The sequence below is a fragment of the Fumia xinanensis genome (assembly GCF_014384905.1).
Lineage (GTDB): Bacteria > Bacillota > Clostridia > Oscillospirales > Ruminococcaceae > Fumia > Fumia xinanensis.
The window spans coordinates 42,213-67,056 of sequence record NZ_JACRSV010000004.1; the positions used below are offsets into that span (position 1 = coordinate 42,213).

General features: G+C 49.9%; 21 protein-coding genes. 10 read left to right on the forward strand and 11 right to left on the reverse strand.

The window, feature by feature from the left end:
* Positions 1-44: 44 nt before the first annotated feature.
* Positions 45-278, reverse strand: coding sequence for a hypothetical protein (locus H8710_RS11325; RefSeq protein ID WP_249295792.1), 234 nt, complete (start codon positions 276-278; stop codon positions 45-47).
* A gap of 177 nt (positions 279-455) precedes the next feature.
* On the opposite strand from H8710_RS11325, the gene H8710_RS11330 reads away from it, so the two are divergent.
* Positions 456-755 carry a helix-turn-helix domain-containing protein gene (locus H8710_RS11330; RefSeq protein ID WP_249295794.1) on the forward strand — a complete coding sequence of 100 codons (300 nt, stop codon included), beginning with the start codon at positions 456-458 and terminating at the stop codon, positions 753-755.
* A 171-nt stretch (positions 756-926) separates the two neighbouring features.
* Here the strand turns inward: H8710_RS11330 and H8710_RS11335 are convergent, their stop codons facing one another.
* From H8710_RS11335 to H8710_RS11345, 3 genes are read right to left on the reverse strand one after another with little or no spacing between them, the layout of a single operon-like run.
* On the reverse strand, positions 927-1,808 hold the full coding sequence (locus tag H8710_RS11335; RefSeq protein WP_249295798.1) for a sugar phosphate isomerase/epimerase family protein: 882 nt from the start codon (positions 1,806-1,808) through the stop codon (positions 927-929).
* A 29-nt stretch (positions 1,809-1,837) separates the two neighbouring features.
* Positions 1,838-2,905: a Gfo/Idh/MocA family protein gene (locus tag H8710_RS11340; protein WP_249295800.1), complete on the reverse strand. Its 1,068-nt coding sequence runs from the start codon at positions 2,903-2,905 to the stop codon at positions 1,838-1,840.
* A 29-nt stretch (positions 2,906-2,934) separates the two neighbouring features.
* The gene (locus H8710_RS11345; RefSeq protein WP_249295802.1) at positions 2,935-3,777 is read right to left on the reverse strand and encodes a sugar phosphate isomerase/epimerase family protein; all 843 of its coding nucleotides are present in this window, start codon (positions 3,775-3,777) and stop codon (positions 2,935-2,937) included.
* A 178-nt stretch (positions 3,778-3,955) separates the two neighbouring features.
* Here H8710_RS11345 and H8710_RS11350 point away from each other — a divergent pair, with 178 nt between their 5' ends.
* Complete coding sequence (locus H8710_RS11350) at positions 3,956-4,798, forward strand: AraC family transcriptional regulator (protein WP_249295804.1); 843 nt, start codon at positions 3,956-3,958, stop codon at positions 4,796-4,798.
* A 361-nt stretch (positions 4,799-5,159) separates the two neighbouring features.
* Here H8710_RS11350 and H8710_RS11355 read toward each other — a convergent pair whose 3' ends face one another.
* The 5 genes from H8710_RS11355 to H8710_RS11375 all read right to left on the reverse strand — a co-directional run bounded on the left by H8710_RS11355 (position 5,160) and on the right by H8710_RS11375 (position 10,454).
* Entirely contained in the window at positions 5,160-6,041 is an 882-nt protein-coding gene (locus H8710_RS11355) for a polyphosphate kinase 2 family protein (RefSeq protein ID WP_249295810.1), read from the reverse strand.
* 67 nt (positions 6,042-6,108) lie between these two features.
* Positions 6,109-7,446: a SpoIID/LytB domain-containing protein gene (locus tag H8710_RS11360; protein ID WP_249295812.1), complete on the reverse strand. Its 1,338-nt coding sequence runs from the start codon at positions 7,444-7,446 to the stop codon at positions 6,109-6,111.
* 40 nt (positions 7,447-7,486) lie between these two features.
* Entirely contained in the window at positions 7,487-8,053 is a 567-nt protein-coding gene (locus tag H8710_RS11365; protein ID WP_249295814.1) for a hypothetical protein, read from the reverse strand.
* Between the two features lie 57 nt (positions 8,054-8,110).
* The gene (thiI, locus tag H8710_RS11370) at positions 8,111-9,283 is read right to left on the reverse strand and encodes a tRNA uracil 4-sulfurtransferase ThiI (protein WP_249295816.1); all 1,173 of its coding nucleotides are present in this window, start codon (positions 9,281-9,283) and stop codon (positions 8,111-8,113) included.
* 31 nt (positions 9,284-9,314) lie between these two features.
* Positions 9,315-10,454: a cysteine desulfurase family protein gene (locus tag H8710_RS11375; protein WP_249295822.1), complete on the reverse strand. Its 1,140-nt coding sequence runs from the start codon at positions 10,452-10,454 to the stop codon at positions 9,315-9,317.
* A gap of 283 nt (positions 10,455-10,737) precedes the next feature.
* Here H8710_RS11375 and H8710_RS11380 point away from each other — a divergent pair, with 283 nt between their 5' ends.
* The 5 genes from H8710_RS11380 to H8710_RS11400 all read left to right on the forward strand — a co-directional run bounded on the left by H8710_RS11380 (position 10,738) and on the right by H8710_RS11400 (position 18,707).
* The gene (locus tag H8710_RS11380) at positions 10,738-11,526 is read left to right on the forward strand and encodes a JAB domain-containing protein (protein WP_249295824.1); all 789 of its coding nucleotides are present in this window, start codon (positions 10,738-10,740) and stop codon (positions 11,524-11,526) included.
* A 737-nt stretch (positions 11,527-12,263) separates the two neighbouring features.
* On the forward strand, positions 12,264-14,234 hold the full coding sequence (gene uvrB / locus H8710_RS11385) for an excinuclease ABC subunit UvrB (RefSeq protein ID WP_249295826.1): 1,971 nt from the start codon (positions 12,264-12,266) through the stop codon (positions 14,232-14,234).
* Positions 14,235-14,295: 61 nt separating this feature from the next.
* Positions 14,296-17,127 (forward strand): excinuclease ABC subunit UvrA, encoded by a 2,832-nt coding sequence (gene uvrA / locus H8710_RS11390; protein WP_249295828.1) that lies wholly within the window; start codon positions 14,296-14,298, stop codon positions 17,125-17,127.
* Between the two features lie 137 nt (positions 17,128-17,264).
* Complete coding sequence (gene rd / locus H8710_RS11395) at positions 17,265-17,423, forward strand: rubredoxin (RefSeq protein ID WP_249295833.1); 159 nt, start codon at positions 17,265-17,267, stop codon at positions 17,421-17,423.
* A gap of 78 nt (positions 17,424-17,501) precedes the next feature.
* Positions 17,502-18,707: an FprA family A-type flavoprotein gene (locus H8710_RS11400; RefSeq protein WP_249295835.1), complete on the forward strand. Its 1,206-nt coding sequence runs from the start codon at positions 17,502-17,504 to the stop codon at positions 18,705-18,707.
* 47 nt (positions 18,708-18,754) lie between these two features.
* On the opposite strand, the gene H8710_RS11405 is transcribed toward H8710_RS11400, so the two are convergent.
* Together H8710_RS11405 and H8710_RS11410 are read right to left on the reverse strand one after the other, a co-directional pair.
* Positions 18,755-20,065 (reverse strand): PHP domain-containing protein, encoded by a 1,311-nt coding sequence (locus H8710_RS11405; RefSeq protein WP_249295837.1) that lies wholly within the window; start codon positions 20,063-20,065, stop codon positions 18,755-18,757.
* 111 nt (positions 20,066-20,176) lie between these two features.
* The gene (locus H8710_RS11410; RefSeq protein WP_249295839.1) at positions 20,177-21,511 is read right to left on the reverse strand and encodes a sodium-dependent transporter; all 1,335 of its coding nucleotides are present in this window, start codon (positions 21,509-21,511) and stop codon (positions 20,177-20,179) included.
* Between the two features lie 458 nt (positions 21,512-21,969).
* On the opposite strand from H8710_RS11410, the gene H8710_RS11415 reads away from it, so the two are divergent.
* The 3 genes from H8710_RS11415 to H8710_RS11425 all read left to right on the forward strand — a co-directional run bounded on the left by H8710_RS11415 (position 21,970) and on the right by H8710_RS11425 (position 24,834).
* On the forward strand, positions 21,970-22,449 hold the full coding sequence (locus H8710_RS11415; protein WP_249295841.1) for an Lrp/AsnC family transcriptional regulator: 480 nt from the start codon (positions 21,970-21,972) through the stop codon (positions 22,447-22,449).
* Positions 22,449-23,633 (forward strand): aminotransferase class I/II-fold pyridoxal phosphate-dependent enzyme, encoded by a 1,185-nt coding sequence (locus H8710_RS11420; protein WP_249296125.1) that lies wholly within the window; start codon positions 22,449-22,451, stop codon positions 23,631-23,633. Before H8710_RS11415 ends, H8710_RS11420 begins: the two co-directional genes overlap by 1 nt.
* Before the next feature lie 61 nt (positions 23,634-23,694).
* Positions 23,695-24,834: a DUF362 domain-containing protein gene (locus tag H8710_RS11425; RefSeq protein WP_249295843.1), complete on the forward strand. Its 1,140-nt coding sequence runs from the start codon at positions 23,695-23,697 to the stop codon at positions 24,832-24,834.
* Positions 24,835-24,844: the final 10 nt, after the last annotated feature.

The following is a 24,844-nucleotide window of genomic DNA, read 5'->3' on the forward strand; positions in this document are numbered from 1 at the left end:
TGTTGGCAAAAGAATAAAAGCCTTTGCTACAAAAGCAAAGGCTTTTATTCTTTTAAAGGAAGGCTTTGAATGACACTGTTGATTTCGTTCCATTGTTTAAAAGCAAATGGCCGGTCAAAAATGTAGCTGAAGCAATAGGAACATTCTTCCAAGCTGTAATGATTAAAAGGAAATTTTCTCAGAAGCTCTGCTATTCGGGCTGAGGAAGATGCATAATGCAAGTCAGAGATAAAACAATGACCCCATTCGGCCAAATCTTCCAGTATTTTTTCTTTCATCGCTTCCGCCCCTTAACTTTCATTGCTATATAAAATAGTCATATTCCCTTAAAAATGCTCTTTTTTTCAATTATAACAGGAAGCATGATTATTGTCAATTTTAAGTTGACAAATATAGATAATAGTTCTCTAAAAGACGACGTTCATGGATTACACTATTACGTAGGAGGGATTTTGATGGTCTACGATTTTGGGTATCGTTTACGGGCGTTGCGAGAGCAAAAAAGAATGACCCAGACCCAGGTTGCCAAAAGGCTCAATCTTTCCAAGGCTACCATCAGCGGATACGAGAACAACATCAAGACTCCTTCCGTAGACGTACTGATTCAATTATCTATCTTATATGGCGTGACAACCGACTATCTCCTTGGTCTGGATAATCATGAAATGCTGAATATCACCGGTTTGACTACACAGCAGAAGGAACTTCTGCGAGCGGTGGCCAAAGAATTTAAGCGCAGCAATCAAAATAGTTGAACATCTGTATTTTGCTTCGTGGCGGATAGACCGCAAAAGAAGAACGCGCCCCCAAAATAGGGGCGCGCTTTTCTTATGGTATAGAAGAATTGTAAAAAATAATATTCCTGCTTGATTATAGAGAGTGTGTTTCCTGCTATTTTTTATTGCAGTCAAGGTAGGGAATGCCAATTATTTGCCGTAGACATCTTCGACCATTTTACGGAGATTTGCAAGGCCGATACGGAGCCCATCCATATTATCTTCCATTCCCTCAAATTCAATGGCAATGGTGCCGTCGTAGCCGGCGTTTTTCAATGCGTACAGGCAGTGGCGGATGGGCACATCTCCGTGGCCAATAATGGCGCCGCGGAGATAGTTTCCATTTCTCGAACGGAAAAACCCTTCGCCGGGGTCAAAACCATTTCCGTCCTTGACAAAGAAATCCTTGGCGTGAGCATAAAATGCATAGGGAGCAACCCTGCCGAAAGCGATGGCGGGGTTTTCATCGGCACAGAGAAAATTTCCCATATCGCAGAGCAGGCCGAAATTTTCATGTGCAACAGTGTTTACTAGTTTTTCGACCCGTTCACTGTCCTGGGAGAAGAAACCGTGGTTTTCCACCATGGTTTTGATTCCCTTGGAAGCGGCGTATTCGGTAATTTTACGGCAGCTCTCTGCCAATTCTGGCAGAATATCGTTAAATCCACGGAATCCCCTTTTTCCACAGGGAAAGCCGCCGGTGGCATCGTGACGTACGCTTTTAGCACCTAAAATTTCCGCTAAGTCGATTTTTGTTTTGACACGCTCGATCTCCTGTTCCCGATCGCCGGACGCAGGATAAAGCAGGTCGGCACCAAAGGTGAAGTTAGAGATAGGCATTTCAAGGCGTTCGCATTCTTTTCGAAGCTTTTTGGCATATTCCACTTCGGTGGAGCCGTCGTGGGGAATGATATCGACGAATTCAATGGCATCGAATCCCAGTTCTTTCGCGACGGCGATACAGGAAAACTGAGTAAGTTTTCCCTCCGCCATATATTTCGAAAAGCTATAGGAGCTTACAGAAATTTTCATAATATCAATTCCTTTTTCGATATAGGGAATTAGTCGAGTACAACTTCGTGACCGGTTCTTGCAGACTCGTAAACTGCGTCGAGGATTTTCATAATTTCGATTCCATCGGCAGCGGGAGATTTACAGGCAGTGCCGTTGATTACACAGTCTACATAGTGATCGATCTCATTCTGGAAAAGTCCCGCAAAGTCGAGAGAAGTGGGGACAGTCAGGTTCACGTCGGCCATATAGTCGTTAATTTCGGTGTACATTTCCAGTTCAGGGTCAATTTTGGCGCCGCCTTTGGTGCCGAAAAGCTGAATTTTACCTTCATCGCTCTTGATATTCAGGCTAAAGCTGGCTTCAATGGCGAGAACGGAGCCGTTGTCATAACGAATTAGGGCAGAAGCCAAATCCTCTACGTCGCAGATGTCTTTTGTACCGGCGGAGACAGAGTTGTATCCCTTAGTGCCTTTTACATTGGGGCGATTAAAGAGCTTCTGGAAGGTTGCACCGTAAACCGATACAGGTTTCGGGTTGCCCATCAGATAGCGAGTCAAATCGATGACGTGAACGCCCAAATCGATGAGGGGGCCGCCTGCGGAACGGGATTTGTCCCCGAACCAGCCGCCGGGGTTGCCATTTCTGCGCAGGTAGGTAGCTTTGGCGTAGTAGATGTCGCCAAAGTAGTCGGTGCTGATGAAATCCTGCAAAATTTTGCAGTCGTTGCCATAGCGGCGGACGAAGCCGATCATAAGGAGCTTATTATTTTTCTCAGCGGCTGCGAGCATTTCCTTGGCTTCCGCGGCGGAGGTGGCCATGGGCTTTTCGCAGAGAACGTGTTTGCCGGCGTTCAGGGCAGCGATAGCGCAGGGCGCGTGGGCGGAGTTCCAGGTGCAGACGCTGACAGCGTCGATTTCATCCAATTTGAGGAATTCGTTGATGTCGGTAAAAGTTCTTTCGACGCCGTAAAGATCGGCCATTTTTTTCAGCTGTTCCGGATTGATGTCGCAGAACGCATAGAGTTCAACATTGGGATTAGCGATATAGCTTTTGATATGTTCATGAGAGATGTTACCGGTGCCGATAACACCTACTTTAATTTTTTTATTCTCCATAATACGCAATACTCCTTTAATCGATGTGCTTAGCCGATAAGTCCTTTTAAGAAGGTGGCTGCAGTGTTGATATCAGCGGCAGGATTATCTCCCACTTCCCTTTCGATAGTCAGGAAGCCATGGTAGCCGATTTCATCCAGTGCCTTGAGGTAATTTTTGAAGTCAACGCTTCCCTCGCCCAAAGGAACTTCAATGAAGCTGGGACTTTGGAGCATTTCATCCTCTGCAAGGCCGTAGATCACTTCAGGATCTTTATAGTAAAGGCGTTTGCCGTCTTTTGCGTGCGTATGTACGATGTAGTCCTTCAAAGTGTAAACCGCCTGAACAGGATCGTCGCCGGTGACCATGACGAGGTTTGCAGGGTCTAAGTTGACCGCCACACCGGTGGAATGGAGCGTATCCAGGAAAGCCTTGAGGGTAGTTGCGGTTTCCGGACCGGTTTCGATGGCGAAATGCGCGTCCATGGTGTCCGCATACTGGGCCAGCTCGAAGCAGGCCTCCTGCATGACTTTGTATCGGTCGTGAGTGGGGTCATTTGGGACTACGCCGATGTGAGTAGTTACGATGTTTGTTTCCAGTTCTTTCGCGAAGTCGAGAATTCGTTTGGATTCGTCGATCAGCTGGGGGTTTTTCTCCGCGTTGCCAAAGCCTTGGCCTAAATCACCGCAGAGAGCGGAAATGGTGAGGCCATTGTCTTTGACCATCTTTAGGAATTCTTTCTTTTTGTCTCCGGTCAGTTCCGCAGGGGACAATTCTCCGAATGCCGCGGGAACTTGGATACCTTGGAGACCTAATTCTGCTGCTTTTTTCAGGGCAGACGGAGTGTCCATCCTAAAGGAGTTGAGCAGGACTCCGATAGAAAATTTGTACATGTTTTTCTTCCTTTCTTCATTTAACCGGTTAAAGAGAGAGCAAGATGCACTTGAAGCAACGAAAAAGTTGACTTCAAATACAAATTTATTATATAATATAGTACAAAAAAGTAAAGGAAAGATGTTGCCTCTGATTGACACAATATTGCTTTGGCTTTGAACCATAGAAGGGATGATTATGCAAGTTTCTACTCACGAGGATCATACGTTTCTTGACCCCTCGTTTCCGATTTTATTTCACCTGGACACCTGTTTTCCATATCTGCCGGTGACCTCCAGCGTCCATTGGCATGAAAATATCGAGGTTTTGTATTTCATCGAAGGTGAGGGCATCGTTTATTCCGGTACTGCGGAATTTCCCGCCCGGGTGGGGGATATTGTGGTCATCAACCCCAATGTGCTGCACTGTATCGAATCCATTACCGAGCAGTGCAGATATTACTGTCTGATTGTGGACAGGTCTCTTTACGAGGATTTTGGCATTCCGGTGAGCAACATGATGTTCAAAGAAATCGTCCGGGATTCCGCCGCCCAGGGGTTCTACGACAAAATTATCCGGGAATGGACGGATCGGGCACCCTTTTACAAGCCGGCAGTGAAATTGCTGGCGCTTCAGCTTTTGCTCCACCTGAGTCGTTACCATGTGGATTCTGCCAATGATTTAGGGGAGATCCAAAACAAACGGCTTACCATGGTAAAGGATGCCATCAGCTATATTCGCACCCACTTTCGGGAGGAGCTGACCATCGACGACATCTGCGAGGCCATCGGATTCAGCAAATATTATTTTTGCAGAGTCTTTAAGGAAGTCACCCGTCGCACGCCTGTGGATTACATTAATTTCATACGGTGCAATTACGCCAGAAACCTGCTCCTTTCCGGGCGGTATAACGTCAGTGAAAGCGCAGAAATGAGCGGGTTTAAAAACCTATCCTATTTTTCCAAAACCTATAAAAAGTATATGGGGACGCTTCCTTCCCAGAAGGACGGGGAGGGTCCGCTCAACGGAATCATTCCATAAAAAATAATAACATTGCGGGCATGGAATGCCCGCAGAATGCCTAGTGAAACAGGCATGTTCAGTCCGTAAAAAAGATTGCAACTATTTTTAACAATTTGCTTTTTTAAAAGACGAATGCCTTTTGAAACCATCTTTGATAGATTTTACCGCATAAAATGTAGTAAAAAGAAAGCAAATTATAAATAATAGCTGTTTTACTGCGATATTGGGTTGAGATTTCCCATGCTATTCTTTGTTACGGTCAATGTACAAAAATGTACCATTTTTCCTCTTGTAACAAAAAACAGGACGGTCTAATCGACTGTCCTGTTTTTTATCGAATGATTTTATCGAGGCAAAATCGTCCTTAAACGGCAACGGTTTACCGTTTCCTTTCCTCCTCAGCCAGCAATTTTTCCCGGCAGAGCTTCAGCTCCCCCTGTTTGCCCTCCGGCAGCTTGGGGTAATGGGGATCGATTTCCTTTAAAGTATCGAGAATCGCCTCCGACACCAGATACCGTGTGTACCATTTGTTATCTGCGGGCAGGACGTACCAAGGGCTGTGGGAGGTCGCCGTTTCGTTGACGGCTTTCTGATAAGCGTCCATATAGTCGTCCCAATAAGCCCGTTCCCGTACGTCGCTGTCAGAAAACTTCCAGTTTTTCGCCGGAATGTCGATCCGCTCCAAAAACCGTTTTTTCTGCTCCTCTTTGGAGACGTTCAGAAAAATTTTGACGACGCGGTAGCTGTTTTCGTAAAGATATTCCTCAAAATGCCGGATCTGGCGGTAGCGTTTTTCAAAAAACTCCTTGTCGTCGAGGCAGCGGTCGGCCATCTGGTAAGCTTTTTGAAGCTGATGGACTTTGACGATCAGCACATCCTCGTAATAAGAACGGTTAAAAATCGCCATTTTACCCCGAGGCGGCAGGTGGATGACGGTGCGCCAGAGAAAATCATGGGCCAGCTCTTCACTAGTGGGCTCTTTCATGCTGTGGACGTCCAGTCCTTGGGGATCGACACAGCCCATGACGTGTTTGATGGTGCTGTCTTTTCCGGCGGCGTCCATGGCCTGAAGTATCAGAATGAGGGATTCTTTGCTTTCCGCGTACAGTTTGTCCTGAAGCGCGGCAATTTCCTTGCGGTTTTCTTCCGTTTTATCCCGGATTTTATCCTTGTCGAGGCCCAGTCCCTTGGCACTGGTGGGAAGAGTGTCCAGTGCCAGCTTTTTATCGCCGTCGAAGTAAAATTTTTCTAAAGAAACCATAGCTTTCCTCCGTATTGATTCGTTGATTTATTATATGGAAAAAGCGAGTGGATAATCTTTCGAAATCTTAATAAACGCTGGTGCCCGGATAGTAGTGGGTTAAAATCTGCTTGTAGGTCCAGCCTTCGTTGACGGCGTATCCGTTGGCGCCGGTCTGGCTCATGCCCACGCCGTGGCCGTAACCGTTTGTGGTAAAAATAAAATTGCTCCCGTCGCAGGTGAAGGTAAAAGCGTGGCTTTTGAGGGCGTAGTTCAGGATGTTTTCCCTCAGCTTTCGCCCGGTGGTGGAATAGGTCTGCCCATCTGCATCGGTAACAGTGAGCTTAGTGACATATCCACCCTGATTGACAGCTGCGATTTTTATCCAGCCTTGGGGATTGTTTTCATCCAGCGTAATGCCCAAAAAGCCTTCCAACCCGTTTTTGACGGTGGAAGCTGATACGGTGGCAGTCAGGTTTTTATAGCCTGATGAAGGGTCGTAAGCACTTAATACATTGGTCAGATAGCTGTAACTGCCGCCCCACACTTCCGCAGAAGAATTGGTGGTTCCGGCGGAACTGGCATGATAGGGTGTAAAAGCAATTGATCCGTTATAGTAGACAGCTTGTCCGATAACGGCTGACACAGCGTTTTGTACCTTTTGAGAGGGGGTTCGCATAGGCAGGGACGGCGAGCGCCCCGCCTTATTTTCGTATTTTATGTAGGAATAAACGGCAACGGCTTGAGCTTTTAGGGCTTCCGGGCTGAAGGAAGAACCCATTTCCCCTTCTACCACCTGGCAGACCGCGTTGTAGGCGTCCATTTCAGTGACAACGCCTCCCACTGAGACCTTCAGCGTTCCGCCCGCGCTGTTTGATGAGCTGGCAGAATTTTCACTGGGCTTTGAAGAAATCGAACTGGAAGATTCCGCAGGCTTTGAAGAGGCGCTGGCGCTTGGTTTTGAACTGGACGGCTCTTTGGAAGAACTGCTTGGGGAAGAAGAGCTTCCGGATGGCTTTGAGGACGTGGTGTGCGACGCGGCGTCGTTGGGATTTGTTTTACTGGAACTGTCCGGTGTATTGTAAGACGGCGCTTTGGACGGGCTTTCCAATTGAGATGCCGCGTTAGAACTGCTGGAAGATTCGCTGGAGGAAATCGATCCGCTGTACGGGGATTCTGACGGCTCGATGCTTATGGGAGACACATCCAGGTCGTCGTATAATGGAACGCCGCCTTCCAGAGACGGCATATTGATGACCGAACCGTCCTCGTCGATGAGCGGAGCGGAAACCGCAATTGTTTCTTTGCTCTGGGGAGGAATGGCATTCGCCGTCGCCACCAGATTGCTGGAAAAGGCAAGGGCGGTGAGAAAACCGCCGGCAATCAAGCCGGTGATGATGATTTGCAGGTAACTTTTATGATTCATGCCGCAACCTCCTTTTCAGATGCGAACGGGCGAGTTTGTGTTATTCTGCCGGCGGAACCGATTCGTCGGCGGACTCAGAGGGAATAGGAGGCGCTGTGGTATGGCTGGGCGCATCTATAGGGGAACCGCTGGCCGGGGATTCCGGGGTGGGTTCGGAAGATGGTTCCGAGGAAGGCTGGGAGGATGGTTCGGAAGAAGGAGTTGAACTCTCTTGAGAGGAGGGTTCGCTGGGGGCAACCTCGACGCTGGACTCCGAGGATGAATCCGAAGAAGGAGCAGTCGATGGCTCGGAAGAGGATTCAGAGGAGGATTCCGACCGGGATTCGCTGGAAGGGCTGGAATCCGGGCGCACGGGCTGGCTGTCTTCATAAAAGTCGGAAAAATCTTCCCAGTCGCCGAAAGCGCCGCTTTCGATAAAGCTTTGGTCGTCTAAATCCAGGCTGTCAGACGATTCCGACTGGCCGGAAGAACTAGCCAGCTGCTTATTACCGCCGTCTACCCGTTCCAGAGAGGTGCCTGCCGCTACATTGACAATAAACAAAACACAGGATACGGCTATGACCTGGAGCCAAACCGCACTAGACACTTTTTTCCAAAAATTTTTCATGTTGGTTCAAGCCTTTCTGTACTGGAGTTGCCGGAAAACAAAGCCGGCGCAGAGATTTTAATCGATCACTTTGATTTTGGTTTCCGCCACGGCTTTTTCAAGGAGCGGCTCAAAATCAAAACGGGCTTCAGCCTGTTCTACAAAATGCAGTTTGGGTTTGGTGCGAGGGTGTTTGGGAGTAAAGACGGTGCAGCAGTCTTCGTATGGCAGAATCGACGTCTCATATGTATCAATTTTATAAGCGATGTCGATAATTTCTGTTTTGTCCATGCCGATAAGAGGACGGAGCACTACTAGATCGGTCGCATTGTCGGTGCAGTGGAGGGCGTCCAGGGTCTGGCTGGCCACCTGGGCCAGGCTTTCGCCGGTGATAAGGGCGCGGATCTCTTCCTGCTCCGACAGCCGTGTGGCAATTTTCATCATCAGCCGGCGCATGATGATAGTGAAGAGTTCCTCGGGGCAGTGCTCTTTGATAGCCTCCTGGATTTCGGTGAAAGGGACGCAATAAAACCGGATTTTTCCGGTATAGGCGGTGAGTTTTTCGCAGAGGGTTTCCACCTTTTGCAAAGCCCGGTCGCTGGTATAGGGAGGGCTCACAAAGTGGACGGCTGAAAGGGCAAGTCCCCGCTTTGCCATCATGTAAGCGGCCACCGGGCTGTCGAGGCCCCCGGAAATCAGAATCATCGCCCGGCCGCTGGACGAAACCGGCATACCGCCTGCCCCGGGAATCCGCCCAGCGTGGATATAGGCCCCAAAATCCCGTACTTCCACCATAACAGTGATGTCAGGATGGTGGACGTCCACCTTCAGGTGGTTGAAATGCTTCAGCAGTACGCCGCCCACTTCCGCGGAAATCTGCGGTGAGGTGCGTGGAAAGCGCTTGTCCGCCCGCTTGGATTCCACCTTGAAGGTTTTTGCGCCAGAAAGAACCGGCTCCACATAAGCGGAGACAGCTTCCTTGATGGCGTCCATATCTTTGTCCACGACGAGGGCCCGGGACAGCATGGCGATGCCGAACACCTTACGCAGACGGTCCAGTGCCTCATCGAAATCAAAGGAATCCGAGTCGGTGGGCTCCAAATAGATAGTGGACTGTGCTTTTTTCAGCTTGAAAGCCCCCAGGTCCTTGAGCCTCCAGCGGATGTTTTTCATCAAAATATCTTCAAAACTGCTTCGGTTTAGGCCTTTTAAAGCAATCTCACCGTTTTTTATCAAAATTAGTTCTCTCATGGAAATAATCCTTTCTATGTGGAGATAAGCATTACCGGATCACAGCTTTGAACCGCCGGATACCCTGTTCTAACACGTCGAGGAACCCGTCCAGCTGCTCTTTGGCAGTGTCTTTGGAAAAGCTGAGGCGCAGGGCTGATTTGACCCGATCCTCCGGGAGGCCGTAAGCTTTGAGCACGACGCTTTTGGCACCCTTGGAGCAGGCAGAGCCGCTGGAGACAAAAATATCGTGCTGTTCCAAAAAATGTAGCATGATTTCAGAAGGCACGCCGGGAACCGAGATGTTGAGCACGTGAGGAGAAGCGTTTGCCGGGGAGTTAATCACCACTTCCGGCATCTTCTGAAACGCCTTACGCAAATAATCGTTGCAGAAACGATAAGTTTCCGCAAATTTTTCTCCTTCGTCCCGACAGAGTTTGAGTGCTTCATCGAAAGCCGCGATTAGGGGGACAGCTTGCGTTCCGCTGCGGAGGCTGCGTTCTTGGCTGCCGCCGTAGATAATGGGTTCGATTCGAACGCCTTTTTTGACGTAAAGTCCACCAATGCCCTTAGGGGCGTAGAGTTTGTGGCCGCTGAAGGAAATCAGGTCAGCATCAATTTTACGGACATTCAGGGGGAATTTGGTAAACCCCTGAACAGCATCCAGATGGATGAGGAGCTTGGGAAACTTCTGTCGCAGGGCGCGGATGATTTTTTCATAGGGCAGTACAGTGCCCAACTCGTTGTTGACCATCATAAAGGTGAGCAAAACGGTGTCTTCATCCACCGCATTGATAAAATCGGCTTCATCGAAGTTGCCGCCGGGTTTTGGTTCGACACGTTTGACAGTATAGCCCTGCTTTTCTAGATACGCTGCCGCATGTTCCACTGAAGCGTGCTCCACTGAGCTGGTGACAATGGTTTTGCCATCCCGTTTCCGGGCAGAGATGCCGCCTAATATCGCAAGATTATTGCTTTCCGTCGCACCGCTGGTGAAGATGATACAATCGGGGTCGCAGTTTAAAATAGAGGCCGCCGTTTTGCGGGCTGCCGTAACAATATTTTCCGCCTCCACCCCTTTTTTGTGGAGGGATGAGGGATTTCCGTATTGTTCCGTCATTACTTTCATACAGGCGTTTGCCGCATCGATACAGACTTTTGTAGTAGCACAGTTATCCAGATAAATTTCCAACCAAAAGGCTCCTTTATGGTAAAATTTTTCATCGTTTTGGAAAAGTTAAAATGTCATAGACACTGTCAAAACATAAGTAAATATTATTATACTACATTTTAAAATGAATTTCCACCTTCATTTCAATTTCTTTTGGTTTTTTAAGCGCCTTTATATACCAAAAAGAACATTTACAGAACAAAATTTATGTGCTATACTGTCTCCATGTAAAAAAGAAAATTTTTAGATATTTTATCATAAGCAGAGATAACTATCCGGCCTTGATAAAAGAAGGGGGATTGTCATGGTACAGATTGAGGACGAAACAAAAGTTGCAACAACAAAGAAAGGCGCCAGGAAGGAAAATCCCCATGCCGGTCATCGGCAAAGAATCAAGGAGAGATTCGTCAACGAAGGCGGGCTGGAGCATTTCGAACTGCACAATGTGCTGGAAATACTGCTGTTTTTCGGCATTCCCCAAAAGGACACCAACGATATTGCCCACGAGCTGATCCGCACCTTTGGCAGTTTCTCGCAGGTGTTTTTAGCAGATGTAGAGCAGCTGGCCGCCGTCAAAGGAATGACGCGAAACGCAGCGATCCTGATTAAACTAGTTCCGGAAGTCTACCGCAAATTTATGGAAGAGAGCAAGGAGAAGGAAGAAATTCTAGATACCACCGATAAAATCAGAGAATATTTGCTTCCGAAATTTATGGGCCGATCAGAAGAAATCGTATATTTACTTTGTATGAATAATGCCTGCAAGCTGCTGCGGACAGAAATTATTTCCAAAGGCAGTAAAAGCATGGCTCACGTGGATTTAAGAAAGCTCACGGAAATCGTATTGCAGTGCGGCGCAGTGAGCATCATTCTTGCCCATAACCATCCACACGGCGTGGCGAGGCCTTCCCGTCACGACATCGATACGACAAGACGGCTGCAAAAAGTACTGAGCCAGCTCAATATCGAATTTCTGGACCATTTTGTTGTTGCTGGCGATACGGCGGTTTCAATGATGGAATTTGGACACTTGGGCATCAAAAACATTGTGGAGATGCAGCTTCCAAGGCAGGATGAATTCGACGTTTTTTAGTGGACAGAATGTTACGGTTCTGTACAGCAAGATTTTGTTATCAGCATTCACAAAAGAAAATATTTACATGGTATTATATGAAGTAACGGGATTTCCGCTAAATGGGAGATCCCGTTACTTTTTGTCTATCATACAGCATGCGCAGGGTAAAACTCTGCAGTCCGGTAAATGCAAGTTATATTTTTTTGCTGGAATTTATATAGCCCAGATTGCTGTCATACAACGCTAAATAGCCGGCTCGCCTTTATCTTCGAAAAAAAGTTTGGCCTTAGGATTCTGCTGGCGGTATTTTTCAAGGTAATCTTCCCGCGGGGAACGACTGAAAAAGACAGACAAAAATCACTCTCCATTTTACGTGGAGGGCGAATTTTATATGGATATATTCGATAGGGGATCATACCAAATCCGGATTGAGTCCCGGGGTGTTGTACCGAATATCTGCGACTACCGTTTCAGGCAAGCCTTTGTCGGTAATGAGCCTGTCGGCGTCCTCCAAATCGGAGAAATGATAGAAACAAACGGAACCATTTTACCGTTTTGTCACAAAAATCGTTGTATCATTCCTCAATTGTAAAAACAGGGTTCTTGTGGTATACTAAATCATTGACAATTGGCGAAATAAGGAGTAAGATAGACGTTGAAAACGGTTGTTCTCTTCTTTTTTTGTCAAAATGAAGGAAGTTATGTGAATCAGTACTGGCCGACTGGCATTGGATGCAAAACGGGAGAAAATGTCTATGAGTGAGCAAAAATTTAAACTGGTATCCTCTTATCAGCCCACTGGCGACCAGCCGGAAGCCATCGACAGTCTGGTAAAAGGGGTGGAAAACGGCAACCGGGAGCAGACGCTTCTGGGCGTCACCGGGTCTGGTAAGACATTTACCATGGCCAACGTGATTGCCAGAGTTAATAAGCCTACTCTGGTTTTGGCTCACAACAAAACTCTAGCGGCCCAGCTCTGCACCGAGTTCCGGGAGTTTTTTCCCGAAAACGCCGTCGAGTATTTTGTGTCCTACTACGACTATTACCAGCCGGAGGCCTACATCCCCGGCACCGATACTTATATTGAAAAGGACAGCGCCATCAATGACGAAATCGACAAGCTCCGCCACTCGGCCACCTGTGCCTTAGCGGAACGGCGAGATGTCATCATCGTGGCCAGCGTGTCCTGCATTTACTCACTGGGAAGCCCCATCGACTACCGGAGCATGGTGATTTCCCTTCGGACAGGCATGCAGATCGACCGGGATGCCTTGCTGCGCAAATTAGTGGACATCCAATACGACCGCAACGATATTAACTTTGTCCGCAACAAGTTTAGGGTACGGGGCGATACGGTGGAGATTTTTCCCGCGGGGAGCGGCGAAACTGCCATTCGGGTGGAGTTTTTCGGCGACGAAATTGACCGGATTTCTGAGATTAACCCCCTGACCGGCGAAGTGAAAAACGTCATTTCCCACGTGCCAATTTTTCCAGCCTCTCATTTCATCACTCCTCCGGACAAGATGAAAGAAGCGGTGGAGGAGATCGAACGGGAGATGCTGGAGCGGGTCAAGTATTTCAGGGACAACGAAATGCTCCTAGAGGCCCAGCGGATTGAGCAGCGCACCAAATACGACATCGAAATGCTGGAGGAAATCGGCTTCTGCAAGGGGATAGAGAACTACTCGCGGGTTCTGTCAAGAAGAGAGCCGGGGAGCACTCCTTACACGCTGCTTGACCACTTCGGGGACGATTTTTTGATGTTTATCGACGAGTCCCACGTCACCATCCCCCAGGTGCGGGGTATGTTTTTCGGCGACCGGGCTCGGAAACAGACACTTATTGATTACGGTTTCCGGCTTCCCTCTGCCTTTGATAACCGCCCCCTCAATTTTGATGAGTTTTATAAGAAAATCCACCAGGTGGTTTACGTTTCGGCGACTCCCTCCGCGTTTGAGAGGGAACACAGCGCAAACATTGCCGAACAGGTCATACGCCCCACCGGCCTTGTTGACCCGGAAGTCATCGTCAAGCCGGTGGAGGGCCAGATCGACGATCTGTTGTCCGAAATCAACCTTCGGGTGGATAAAGAGGAACGGGTGCTCGTCACCACTTTGACCAAAAGGATGGCGGAGGATTTGACCGACTATTTGGACGGCATGGGGGTCAAGGTGCGGTATATGCACCACGATGTGGACACCATTGAACGAATGGAGATTATCCGCGACCTGCGGCTGGGAAAATTTGACGTTTTGGTGGGCATCAACCTGCTCCGGGAGGGACTCGACATCCCGGAAGTGAGCCTGGTGGCCATATTGGATGCCGACAAGGAGGGCTTCCTCCGCAGCGAGACCTCCCTCATCCAGACCATCGGACGGGCCGCCCGAAATTCCGAGGGCAAGGTCATTATGTATGCCGATTCGGTGACTGGCTCTATGGAGCGGGCCCTCCGGGAGACTTACCGCCGCCGGGAGATTCAGCTTGCTTATAATAAGGAACACGGCATCACGCCTAAGACCATCAAAAAATCGGTGGCGGAGATTTTGGAGATTTCCTCGAAAGACACCATCGACAAAAAGGGCAAGCGGTTGTCCCGCGCCGAGAAGCAGCAGATGATAAAAGCACTGACCGCCGAAATGAAACAGGCGGCCAAGCTCTTAGAATTCGAGCAGGCCGCTTTCCTGCGGGATAAGATCAACAAACTGAAAGAGGAATTGGAACGCTGAATTTTTCACAGACCTCTGGGAGATGTGTGGAAAATGGCAGCAGGGAATAAAGGAGTTTAGCATGGCGAGAGATAAAATCATCATCAAAGGGGCGCGGGAGCACAACCTGAAAAATGTGGACGTAGAAATTCCAAGAGATAAGCTGGTGGTTTTGACGGGGCTTTCGGGCTCTGGAAAATCCTCCCTCGCCTTTGATACCATCTACGCCGACGGCCAGCGCCGGTATGTGGAGAGTCTTTCCTCCTATGCCCGGCAGTTTTTGGGACAGATGGAAAAGCCCGACGTAGACTATATCGAGGGGCTTTCTCCCGCCATTTCCATCGATCAGAAAACCACCTCCAAAAATCCACGTTCCACCGTGGGCACGGTGACCGAGATTTACGACTACCTCCGTTTGATGTACGCCCGTATCGGCGTTCCCCACTGCCCGGTTTGCGGAAGGGAAATCAAGCAGCAGACGGTAGACCAGATTGTCGATCAGCTCATGGCCCTGCCGGAGCGGACGAAATTACAGCTCCTGGCACCGGTGGTGCGGGGCCGGAAGGGCGAGCATGTCAAAGAATTTGAGGCTGCCCGGAAAAGCGGCTTCGTCCGGGTGCGGGCAGACGGAAATATCTACGATTTGTCGGAAGAAATCAAGCTGGAAAAGAACAAAAAGCACAATATCGAGATCGTCGTCGACCGCATTGCCATCGGTGATGGAATCAAAGCCCGGCTAACCGACTCCATTGAGACGGCCATCCACTTGTCAGGCGGACTCATCATCGCCGATGTCATTGACGGGGAAGAGATGATGTTTTCCCAGAATTACGCCTGCCCCGAACACGGCGTTTCCATCGAGGAGCTGGCTCCCCGGATGTTTTCTTTCAACAATCCCATGGGCGCCTGCCCCACCTGTACCGGATTGGGAACCTTTATGAAGGTGGATCCGGATTTGGTCATTCCTAACAAGAACCTTTCCATCCGTCAGGGAGCTATCAAGGCCAGCGGATGGTATATTGGTGAGAGCGGCACTATCGCCCAAATGTATTACGAGGCTCTTGCAGCCCATTACGGATTTTCGCTGGACACGCCGGTGAAAAAACTCACCAAAGAGCAGTTGGATGCCATACTCTACGGCACCAAGGGCCAGCGCATCCGAATGGTGCGGAAAAACGAGTACGGTACCGGCACCTATGACACCGAGTTTGAGGGGATTATCAATAATCTGGAGCGCCGGTTTCGGGAGACCCAATCCAGTTTCATCCGGGATGAAATCGCCACCTGTATGAGCGCGGTACTCTGCCCTGACTGTCACGGCGAACGGCTGAAAAAAGAGTACTTAAGTGTCACGGTGGGTGATAAAAATATCAGCGATCTCTGTAAATTGTCCGTCACGGATGCTTTAAATTTTGTGAACGGTTTGGAGCTGTCGGAACGGGACACCATGATCGCCGAGCAAATCCTCAAGGAAATCAGGGAACGGCTGGGTTTCTTGCAGGCGGTTGGGCTCGAATACCTGACCCTCTCCCGTGGTTCGGCCAGCCTTTCCGGCGGAGAGAGCCAGCGCATTCGTCTGGCGACCCAGATCGGTTCCTCTCTGGTAGGCGTGCTGTACATTCTGGACGAGCCTAGCATCGGCCTGCACCAGCGGGACAACGACAAGCTGCTGGCGACGCTCAAACGGCTGCGGGACATCGGCAACACCCTCATCGTGGTGGAACACGATGAGGACACCATGCGGGCCGCCGACTACATTGTCGATGTGGGGCCGGGAGCCGGCGTCCACGGTGGGGAAATCGTCTGCGCGGGCAGTTTGCAGGATGTGATGAACTGCGAAAAGTCTCTGACGGGGCAGTATTTGACTGGCAAGCGGAAAATACTAGTTCCAGAGGTTCGGAGAAAAGGAAACGGGGAAAAACTCGTTATCAAAGGCGCCGCTGAAAATAACCTGAAGAACGTAGACGTGGAGATTCCACTGGGGACTTTTACCTGCGTGTCCGGTGTGTCCGGTTCGGGAAAATCCAGCCTTGTCAACGAAATTCTCTACAAGGCGCTGGCCCAGACTTTGTCCACCTCCCGCATTAAGCCGGGACATTTTGACGAACTCATCGGCATTGAGCAGCTGGACAAAGTAATCGATATCGACCAGTCGCCCATCGGCCGGACTCCTCGGTCGAATCCCGCCACTTATACCGGCGTTTTTACCGACATCCGAGAGCTGTTCGCCCAGACTCAGGAAGCGAAGATGAAAGGCTACAGCAGCGGGCGGTTTTCCTTTAACGTCAAGGGCGGGCGCTGCGAAGCCTGCCAGGGCGACGGTATTCTGCAAATCGAAATGCATTTCCTGCCCGATATTTATGTTCCCTGCGAAGTGTGTAAGGGGAAACGGTATAATCGGGAGACTTTGGAGGTAAAATATAAGGGCAAGAATATCCATGATGTGCTGGAAATGACGGTGGAAGAGGCCATGCACTTCTTTGACAGTATCCCGAAAATCCAGCGGAAGATCGCCACACTGTACGAAGTAGGCTTAGGCTATATCAAGCTGGGGCAGCCTGCTACCACTCTGTCCGGCGGCGAGGCCCAGCGGGTGAAGCTTGCCACCGAGCTTTCGAAGAGAAGCACCGGGCGCACCATCTACATTCTGGACGAACCCACCACTGGGCTGCACACCTACGATGTGCACAAGCTCATTGACGTACTGCAAAAACTGGTAGAAGGCGGCAATACTGTCGTCGTCATTGAACACAACTTGGACGTATTGAAAACAGCAGACTACATCATTGATCTTGGACCGGAAGGCGGCGACCGCGGAGGAACGATTGTGGCTACCGGCACACCGGAAGAGATTATCAAGGTCAAGGAATCCTACACGGGACAATATTTAAAACCTCTGCTTTCAAAAAAGTAAAAAAACTGTAAATGACATTAGAATAATTCTAAAAGCAATTGACAAAGAATAAAAGCCGTGTTATATTTAAATCAATCTCAGGGAAAAGATTCCAGAGACTGGCAAAGGAAAAAACATCTTGAAAGGATGGTATCATAATGAAAAAATATGTTTGCACTGTTTGCGGATGGATCTATGACGAGGCAGAAGGCGCTCCCGATATGGGAATCGCCGCCGGCACCAAATTTGAAGATCTGCCTGAGGATTTTGCCTGCCCTATGTGCGGCGTCGGCAAGGATTTGTTTGAAGCAGAATAATCAAATGGGAAAAAGGGGAGGGCGGACAGAAGTGTCTGCCTTTCTTTGTGTAGCTATGAAAATAAAGGAGAAGAAAATATGTCGGCTGTTAAAATTTTAGATGGCGTTTATTCCGTCGGCGCCATGAATCCCAGCATGCGGGTATTCGACATCGTGATGCATACTGAGTATGGTACTACCTATAACTCGTATATTGTCAAAGGTTCTGAGAAAACTGCGCTAGTGGAAGGATGCCATAAGACGTTTCACAAGCAGTTTCTCGCCAATATCGAAGAAATTTGCCCTTTGGAAGAGATCGACTACATTATTTTGAATCATAACGAACCCGACCACAGTGGCGCTGTGGGAGAAGTACTCCGTCACAACCCCAATGCCGAGGTATATTGTACCCAGGCGGGTTCCTTGTACATCAAGGGGATCACCAATCTGCCGGATATGAAAATTCACGTCATCAAGGACGGAGAAGAGCTTCCCTTAGGCGGTAAGACCTTCCGGTTCCTGTCGGCGCCGTTTTTGCACTGGCCGGATTCCATGTTTACCTATCTTCCGGAAGATAAGGTGCTCTTTTCCTGCGATTTTCTCGGCTGCCACTACTGCGAGCCCTATACTTTTGACTATAATGTCACCAAACCGGCGGGCTACGAGAAGGCTTTGAAGGAATATTATGATGCGATTTTCGGGCCGTTTCCTTCCTACGTGCGCAAAGGCCTCGATAAAATAGAAGGTCTCGATATCGACTTTATCTGCACCAGCCATGGCCCCATCCTCACAAAAGACGGCCGCATCGGCTACGCGCTGGAAAAATACGCCCAGTGGTGCGATATAAAGCCCAACGATGTTCCTCAGATTCCGGTCTTCTACTGCTCGGCTTATGGAAATACGCGCCAGCTTGCCCAGAAGATAGCCGAGGGTATTAAAGAAGTACTGCCGGCCGCTCAAGTCGAGACCTATGATATCATCAAACACGATATAGGCGAGCTGTCGGCAAAGCTGAATCATTGCGATGCGTTCGCCATCGGTTCTCCCACCATCAACCGGGATGCGGTTCCTCCTGTGTGGCAGCTTCTAAGCCATGTGGACGCGGTCAACAGTGGAAAGCGTCCGGCGCTGGTGTTTGGCTCTTACGGCTGGAGTGGAGAGGCCGCTGCCAACGTCAAAGCCCGTCTGGAAGGCCTCAAAATGAAGGTGTTCAGCGACGGCTTCCGGGTGGTGTTCGTCCCCACTGAAGAAGATTTGGCCAATGCAAAAGCTTTAGGCAGAGAATTTGCAGAAAGCTTTAAATAATCAGAATGAAAAAGCCGGGAGTCAACGACTCCCGGCTTTTTGTTCGCTTATTCATATTTAGCAAAATACTTTTCCATCAAACGGGCGGTTTGCCCATTCAAACCCACCAGTCGGTCCCGCGCTCCGCTGTCTCCGCCGATGTAGGCCCGCATCAGCCGGCCCTCCTCGTAGCAAAGCTCGTCGTGGAGTGGAAAATAGTTGCGGTTTAGGAAGATGCCATAGCTGACCATCCGATAGCTGCCGTAAAAATGGGGCTCTTCTCCCTCGTATTCTTCAACGGGGATGCTGTACCCACCCTTGACCGCCTCGATGATGGCGTCCCGTGTATTCTCATGGGCTAGGACAATGGTTTTCTGCTCGTTGAACAGATTCCGATTGACGGTGCCGTGGGAGTCGCTGCTGCCCACGATAGGGATATTGCAGCAGCCCGCGCACATGTCGTGCCAAAAGGCGGTTTGGAGGTTGTTTTCCCGCAAGGTGTGGCCGTTTAACAACTCAAAGGCGTCGGCAAAGCCGTTTTCCAGGTAAAATTTCGTAAAGCCGGGAGTCACGTGGTAGACATCGGGAATCCAGTAAGGGTGGCAGAAGATGGACATGCCGTTTGCCGCTTTGATTTGCTTAAATACCTCGAGACAGCAGGCATGGACAAAGGGATCGACTCCCTCCGGCAGCTCGCCCAGCTCCTTGGCGGCAGCCTCCACTTTTTCCATCCACTCCGGTACGGGGAAGATATTATTCTGTTCGTCCACGGTGCGGCATAAGTCGTTGACGCTGAAATCGCCGCCGAAGTTGATAATGTGAATGTGGCTTTTCACCGGATGGATTTCCTCGCCGGGATAGATTTTATAATCCATGGGAATGTCTTTGTAGGCGTCGATGGCGCTTATGGAGGGGTATCTCCGGCCGTGGTCGGTGATGGAAATGAAATCGAAGCCCGCCTGCCGGTACATAGCGGCCACAAATTCCGGGGATTCCCTGCCGTCGGAGAAATAAGTGTGTACGTGAAAGTCACCGCGATAGGGATACCGGTCAAAGAGGTCTTCTTTAAGAGAATAGATGGACAGCTGGACAAACCAGCGGTCCTCGCCTCTGCGGAAAATTCGCACCATGTGTTCCTGTTCGCCCACAAAGGCGTGGGAGAAAAGGATGGAGCCGTGAAGGGCTTTGACAGGATACTCGATAACTGGTGGACGGGTATCGGAGTAGATGTCCGCCGTCATAGGGTAGATACGGACGACATAGTCCCCACCTTCTTGGAACGCCACATGGCTGGACAGAGTTCGGATGGTGATGGGCGTTTTTTTGTCTTCCTGTACGATTTTAGGGTAAATGTCATAAAAGTACATTTCATCGATCATGAGAAAAGCCCTCCTTTATTGTGAGAAAATCTCAAAAACGGATGTGATACACTAATTTTCCATCAGTGTATCACATCCGTTTTTGAAAAGCAAGCAGTTTCTTATAATAATTTATCCGATTCCATGGTAGGCAATGCCTAGAATAAACACGACCACCGCCAGTAGGATATAGACATATTTTCCGCAGAAGTCAAAGAATTTTCCCAAGGGCTTTTTTCGGCCGATATTGAGCTCCGCGTCGATTTTTTTGGTGCCCAGCACCCAGTAAATCATGATGGCGCCCAGCATCGCGCCGAAGGGAACCACATAAATGGTGATCACGTCCATCCAGGCGCCCAGGAAGGGCTCGTACTCGATGAAAATGCCCACCAAGAGTACGGCGGCGCCCACCAACAGGATGGAGGGAATCCGCTTCATCCGAAGCTCTTTCTGGGCCGCTTCGGAACAGACTTCAAACATGTTGACCAGCGAGGTGATCCCCGCGAATAGGACGGAAAGGAAAAACAACGCTGCGAAAAGCCGCCCCATGGGCATCTGAGCAAAGACCTTCGGCAAAGTGATGAACATGAGGGGCGGGCCCGACGTGGGATCCAACTGGAAGGCGAAAACAGCGGGGATGATGGCGAAGCCTGCGATCAGCGCGGCACAGGTATCGAGCAATGTCGTCATGCCGGCGGAATGAACGATATTTTCCTTCTTTTTCAGGTAGCTTCCGTAAATAATCATGCCGGAGCCGGTGATGGAAAGGGAGAAAAAGGCCTGTCCCATAGCCATGACCCAGGTTTCAGGTTTCAAGAGATATTCCCATTTGGGCATCAAAAGGTAGCGGTAGCCTTCACCCGCTCCGTCGAGAAAGGCCACCCGAACGGCGATGACGATAAACAGGATGAAAAAGGCGGGCATCATGATTTTATTGACCTTTTCGATGCCCTTTAAAACGCCGCCGATAAGGATGATCACCGTTAGGGCCACCACGATGACATGCCAGGGAATGCTTCCAAATTGTCCGGTGGCTCCCGCAAAATATTCGTCCGACGGGATGCTTATAAGGTCTCCCGTTACAGCGCCCCACACCGAGCGGAGCACCCAGCCGACGATAACGGCGTAGCCGATGGCGATGCCCAAAGAACCGAGGAGGGGAATGGCCCCTAACAACTTGCCGCCTTTTTTGCCCCGGGATTTCATCGCATAGTCATAAGAGCCGATAGGGCCGGTTCCGGTGAGCCGTCCCAGACCGAACTCGCCGGACAGGCCGACGATGCCAAATAAAACGATAAACAAAAAATAGGGAATCAGAAATGCGGCGCCGCCGTAAGAACCCAGCCGGTAGGGAAACATCCAGATATTGCCCATACCCACAGCCGAGCCGACGGAAGCGAGGATAAAGCCGATTTTGCTGTCAAAGCCGCCGTTTGTATTTTGCAGCGAATTGTCCACAGATTTCATAAAGAATAACGTTCCTTTCCGGATGGTTTGGCTGGTTTCGCGGCAAAGACGCAAAACGCTGTATTTGAAAGGCACCCTTTCAAACTGCCTTTTTCAATGCGATTTATAATCTTTCATAGTCTACCATATTTATTATGATGCAAGAAATCCGGTTTTGCCCCTTGTAGGCAAAATTGAGGACAACGTCCTCAAAGGGTTTCTTCAGCGATAAACGCAGTTCTACTGCGTTTATCTTACCACAATTTGCAGGCTTTGACCAGTATTTGCCGGAATTTTATCGGAATCCAGCATTAGACCTCCACCAGTCCTGTGTTTTTCCACAAAATTTATCAGTTTTCTTTTGAGAAGTCGTGGAAAAAAGGGTTTTCATTTCCGCTGTATTTTGGTATACTAAGGAAAGAACCGGCAAAAGAAACGGTTTTAATTTATTTTATGGAAAGAAAGGAATGAGCGCCAGTATGGATAAACTGCTGCAAATTTTGAACGGGAATGCCAGAATCGAGGCCGACAAAATCGCGGTCATGCTAAATATGACAAAGGAGCAGGTTGAAGCCGCCATCGCGGAATACGAAAAAAAAGGCGTCATTCGCGGATATAAGCCGCTTCTGGACTACGACAAGATCGACACCCAATTTGTCGAAGCGGTCATCGAATTGAAAGTCACTCTCAAACGGGATTTTGGATTTGAGGAAATTGCCCAGAAAATCAGCAGCTATCATGAGGTGGACAGCGTCTACCTCATGAGCGGCGGCTATGACCTCCACGTACAGGTGGTGGGCAAAACTTTTAAGGACATCGCCCTCTTCGTCGCACAGCGTCTTGCGGTTTTGGACGGGGTCGTTTCGACGGCTACCCATTTTGTGCTCTCCCGGTATAAAGACCGGGGCGTACTCATGGGACAGGACGGCATTGACGAGAGGAGGAACGTTTCCCTGTGATGAACATTGAAAACTTGATATCCAGCCGGACCGCTTCCTTGAAGCCGTCCGGCATCCGGCGCTTTTTCGATATCGCCAACGAGATGGAAGGGGTCATCTCGCTGGGGGTGGGTGAACCGGACTTTAAAACCCCATATTCTGTCCGCAGGGCGGGCATCGAAAACCTCCAGATGGGGAAAACCGCATATACGGCCAACGCGGGCTTAGCGGAGCTGCGAAATGCCATCAGCCGCTATCTGGAGCGTAAATTTAATTTGAGCTACGATCCGAAAACTGAAGTACTGGTCACAGTGGGCGGCTCGGAGGCCATTGACCTTTGCATCCGCGCTTTTGTGAATCCCGGTGAGGAAGTGTTGATTCCTGAGCCCTGTTTTGTAGCGTATGCCCCCATCGTCACCATGACCTGCGGGGTGCCGGTGCCTATCAAAACAGTGGCGGAGGACGAATTCCGGCTGACTGCTAAGCAACTGGAGGCAGCTATCACCGACAAGACCAAGGTTTTGGTCCTTCCGTTTCCAAATAATCCCACCGGAGCGGTTATGCGCCGGGAACATCTGGAGGAAATTGCGGAGGTTTTACGGAAACACGATATTATCGTCTTGTCAGACGAAATTTACGCCGAGCTTACTTATAACGGCCGTCATGTCTCCATCGCGGAGATCGACGGGATGAAGGAGCGTACCATCATCGTCAATGGCTTCTCCAAAACCTTTGCCATGACCGGCTGGCGGCTGGGATTTGCCACTGGCCCTGCGTCGGCCATCAAGCAGATGACAAAACTTCATCAGTACGCCATCATGTGCGCCCCTACCACCGCCCAGTATGCGGCTATCGAGGCGCTTGACCACTGTGAGGAAAACATTTGCCAGATGCGGGAAGAATACAACATGAGGCGGCGTTTTATCGTGGACGCTTTCAACAAAATCGGCTTGCACACCTTTGAGCCGCAGGGGGCGTTTTACGTTTTTCCCTGTATCCAGAGTACCGGCATGACGTCGGACGAGTTCTGCGAAAAGCTGCTCTACAGCAAAAAGGTGGCCGTCGTCCCCGGAACCGCTTTCGGAGACAGCGGAGAAGGCTTTGTGAGGGTTTCCTATTCCTATTCCGTCAACCATTTAAACGAAGCGGTGAAACGGATCGGGGAATTCGTGGAAGAAGTACGGCAGGGACAGCATAGAGATTAACTGTAGACGGGGCGGGCAGATTGCCCATCCCGTTTCTTTACATGATACGAGAAAGGGTTTGATGCAGTTGGTTTCCATTCAGCACACAGCTTGCTATGAGCAGAAAGTGATTGATGAGAGCGTTGATGCCCATTTTGCGCGGCTCCATCTGGACGAAATCTGCAAACCCGGCATCAAAGTGGTCCTCAAGCCCAATCTTTTGATGAAGCGGGCGCCGGAGGAGGGCACCACCGCTCATCCCGCCTTAGTGGAGGCGGTTGTGAGGCATTTGCAGTCGTTGGGCGTAACAGATATCACCATCGCTGACAGCCCGGGAGGAGTTTATTCGAAGCCGCTTTTGACGGGTATCTATAAGGCCACTGGCATGGAAGACATCGCCCGGAGGCGGAACGTCAAACTCAACGAGAATATCGGTTCTACATATGTTTCCAACCCGAATGGCGTCATCTGCAAGGGGTTCGACCTCATAAATCCTATTGTGGAGGCAGATTTCATTATTTCTATCGCCAAGCTCAAGACCCACTGTATGGCGGGCTTAAGCGGCGCGGTGAAGAACCTGTTTGGCTGCGTGCCTGGGTTGATGAAGCCAGAATTCCACTGGCGGTATCCCGAGGAAAAGGACTTTTGCAACATGCTCGTCGATTTGTGCGAGACGGTGAAGCCGGATATCACCTTTGTGGACGCGGTGGTATCCATGGAGGGCGACGGTCCCTCGTCGGGGAGCCTGCGGGAGACGGGGATGACGTTTTGCGCCGCGTCGCCCTATGAGCTCGACCTGGCGCTGTCCAAGGTGATCCACCGCCCAACCGAACAGACTTACACCATTGTGAACGCGGCGGAGCGGGGGCTTTGCTCAATGTCGCCGGAGGATGTAAAGGTGTGCGGGGATCCTCTGCTGGTATACGAGGACTTTAAACAGCCCCGGTCAAAAGGTATAGACTTTATGGCTTTTGTACCGGCTCCGCTGCGCCCGGTGGTGAAACCGGCTGTCAATCGGCTGCTTACTCCGCGGCCCCAGGTGAAAAAGAGTGTTTGTATCGGCTGCGGCAAGTGCGCTGAAAGCTGTCCCGCCAAAACCATCCGTATTGAGGACCGCAAAGCGCACATTTATCACGAAAACTGCATCAAATGCTATTGCTGCCACGAAATGTGCCCGGTGAAGGCAATTCACGTGCGGCGAAACCCCATATTAAACCTGTAAAGAAGGAAAA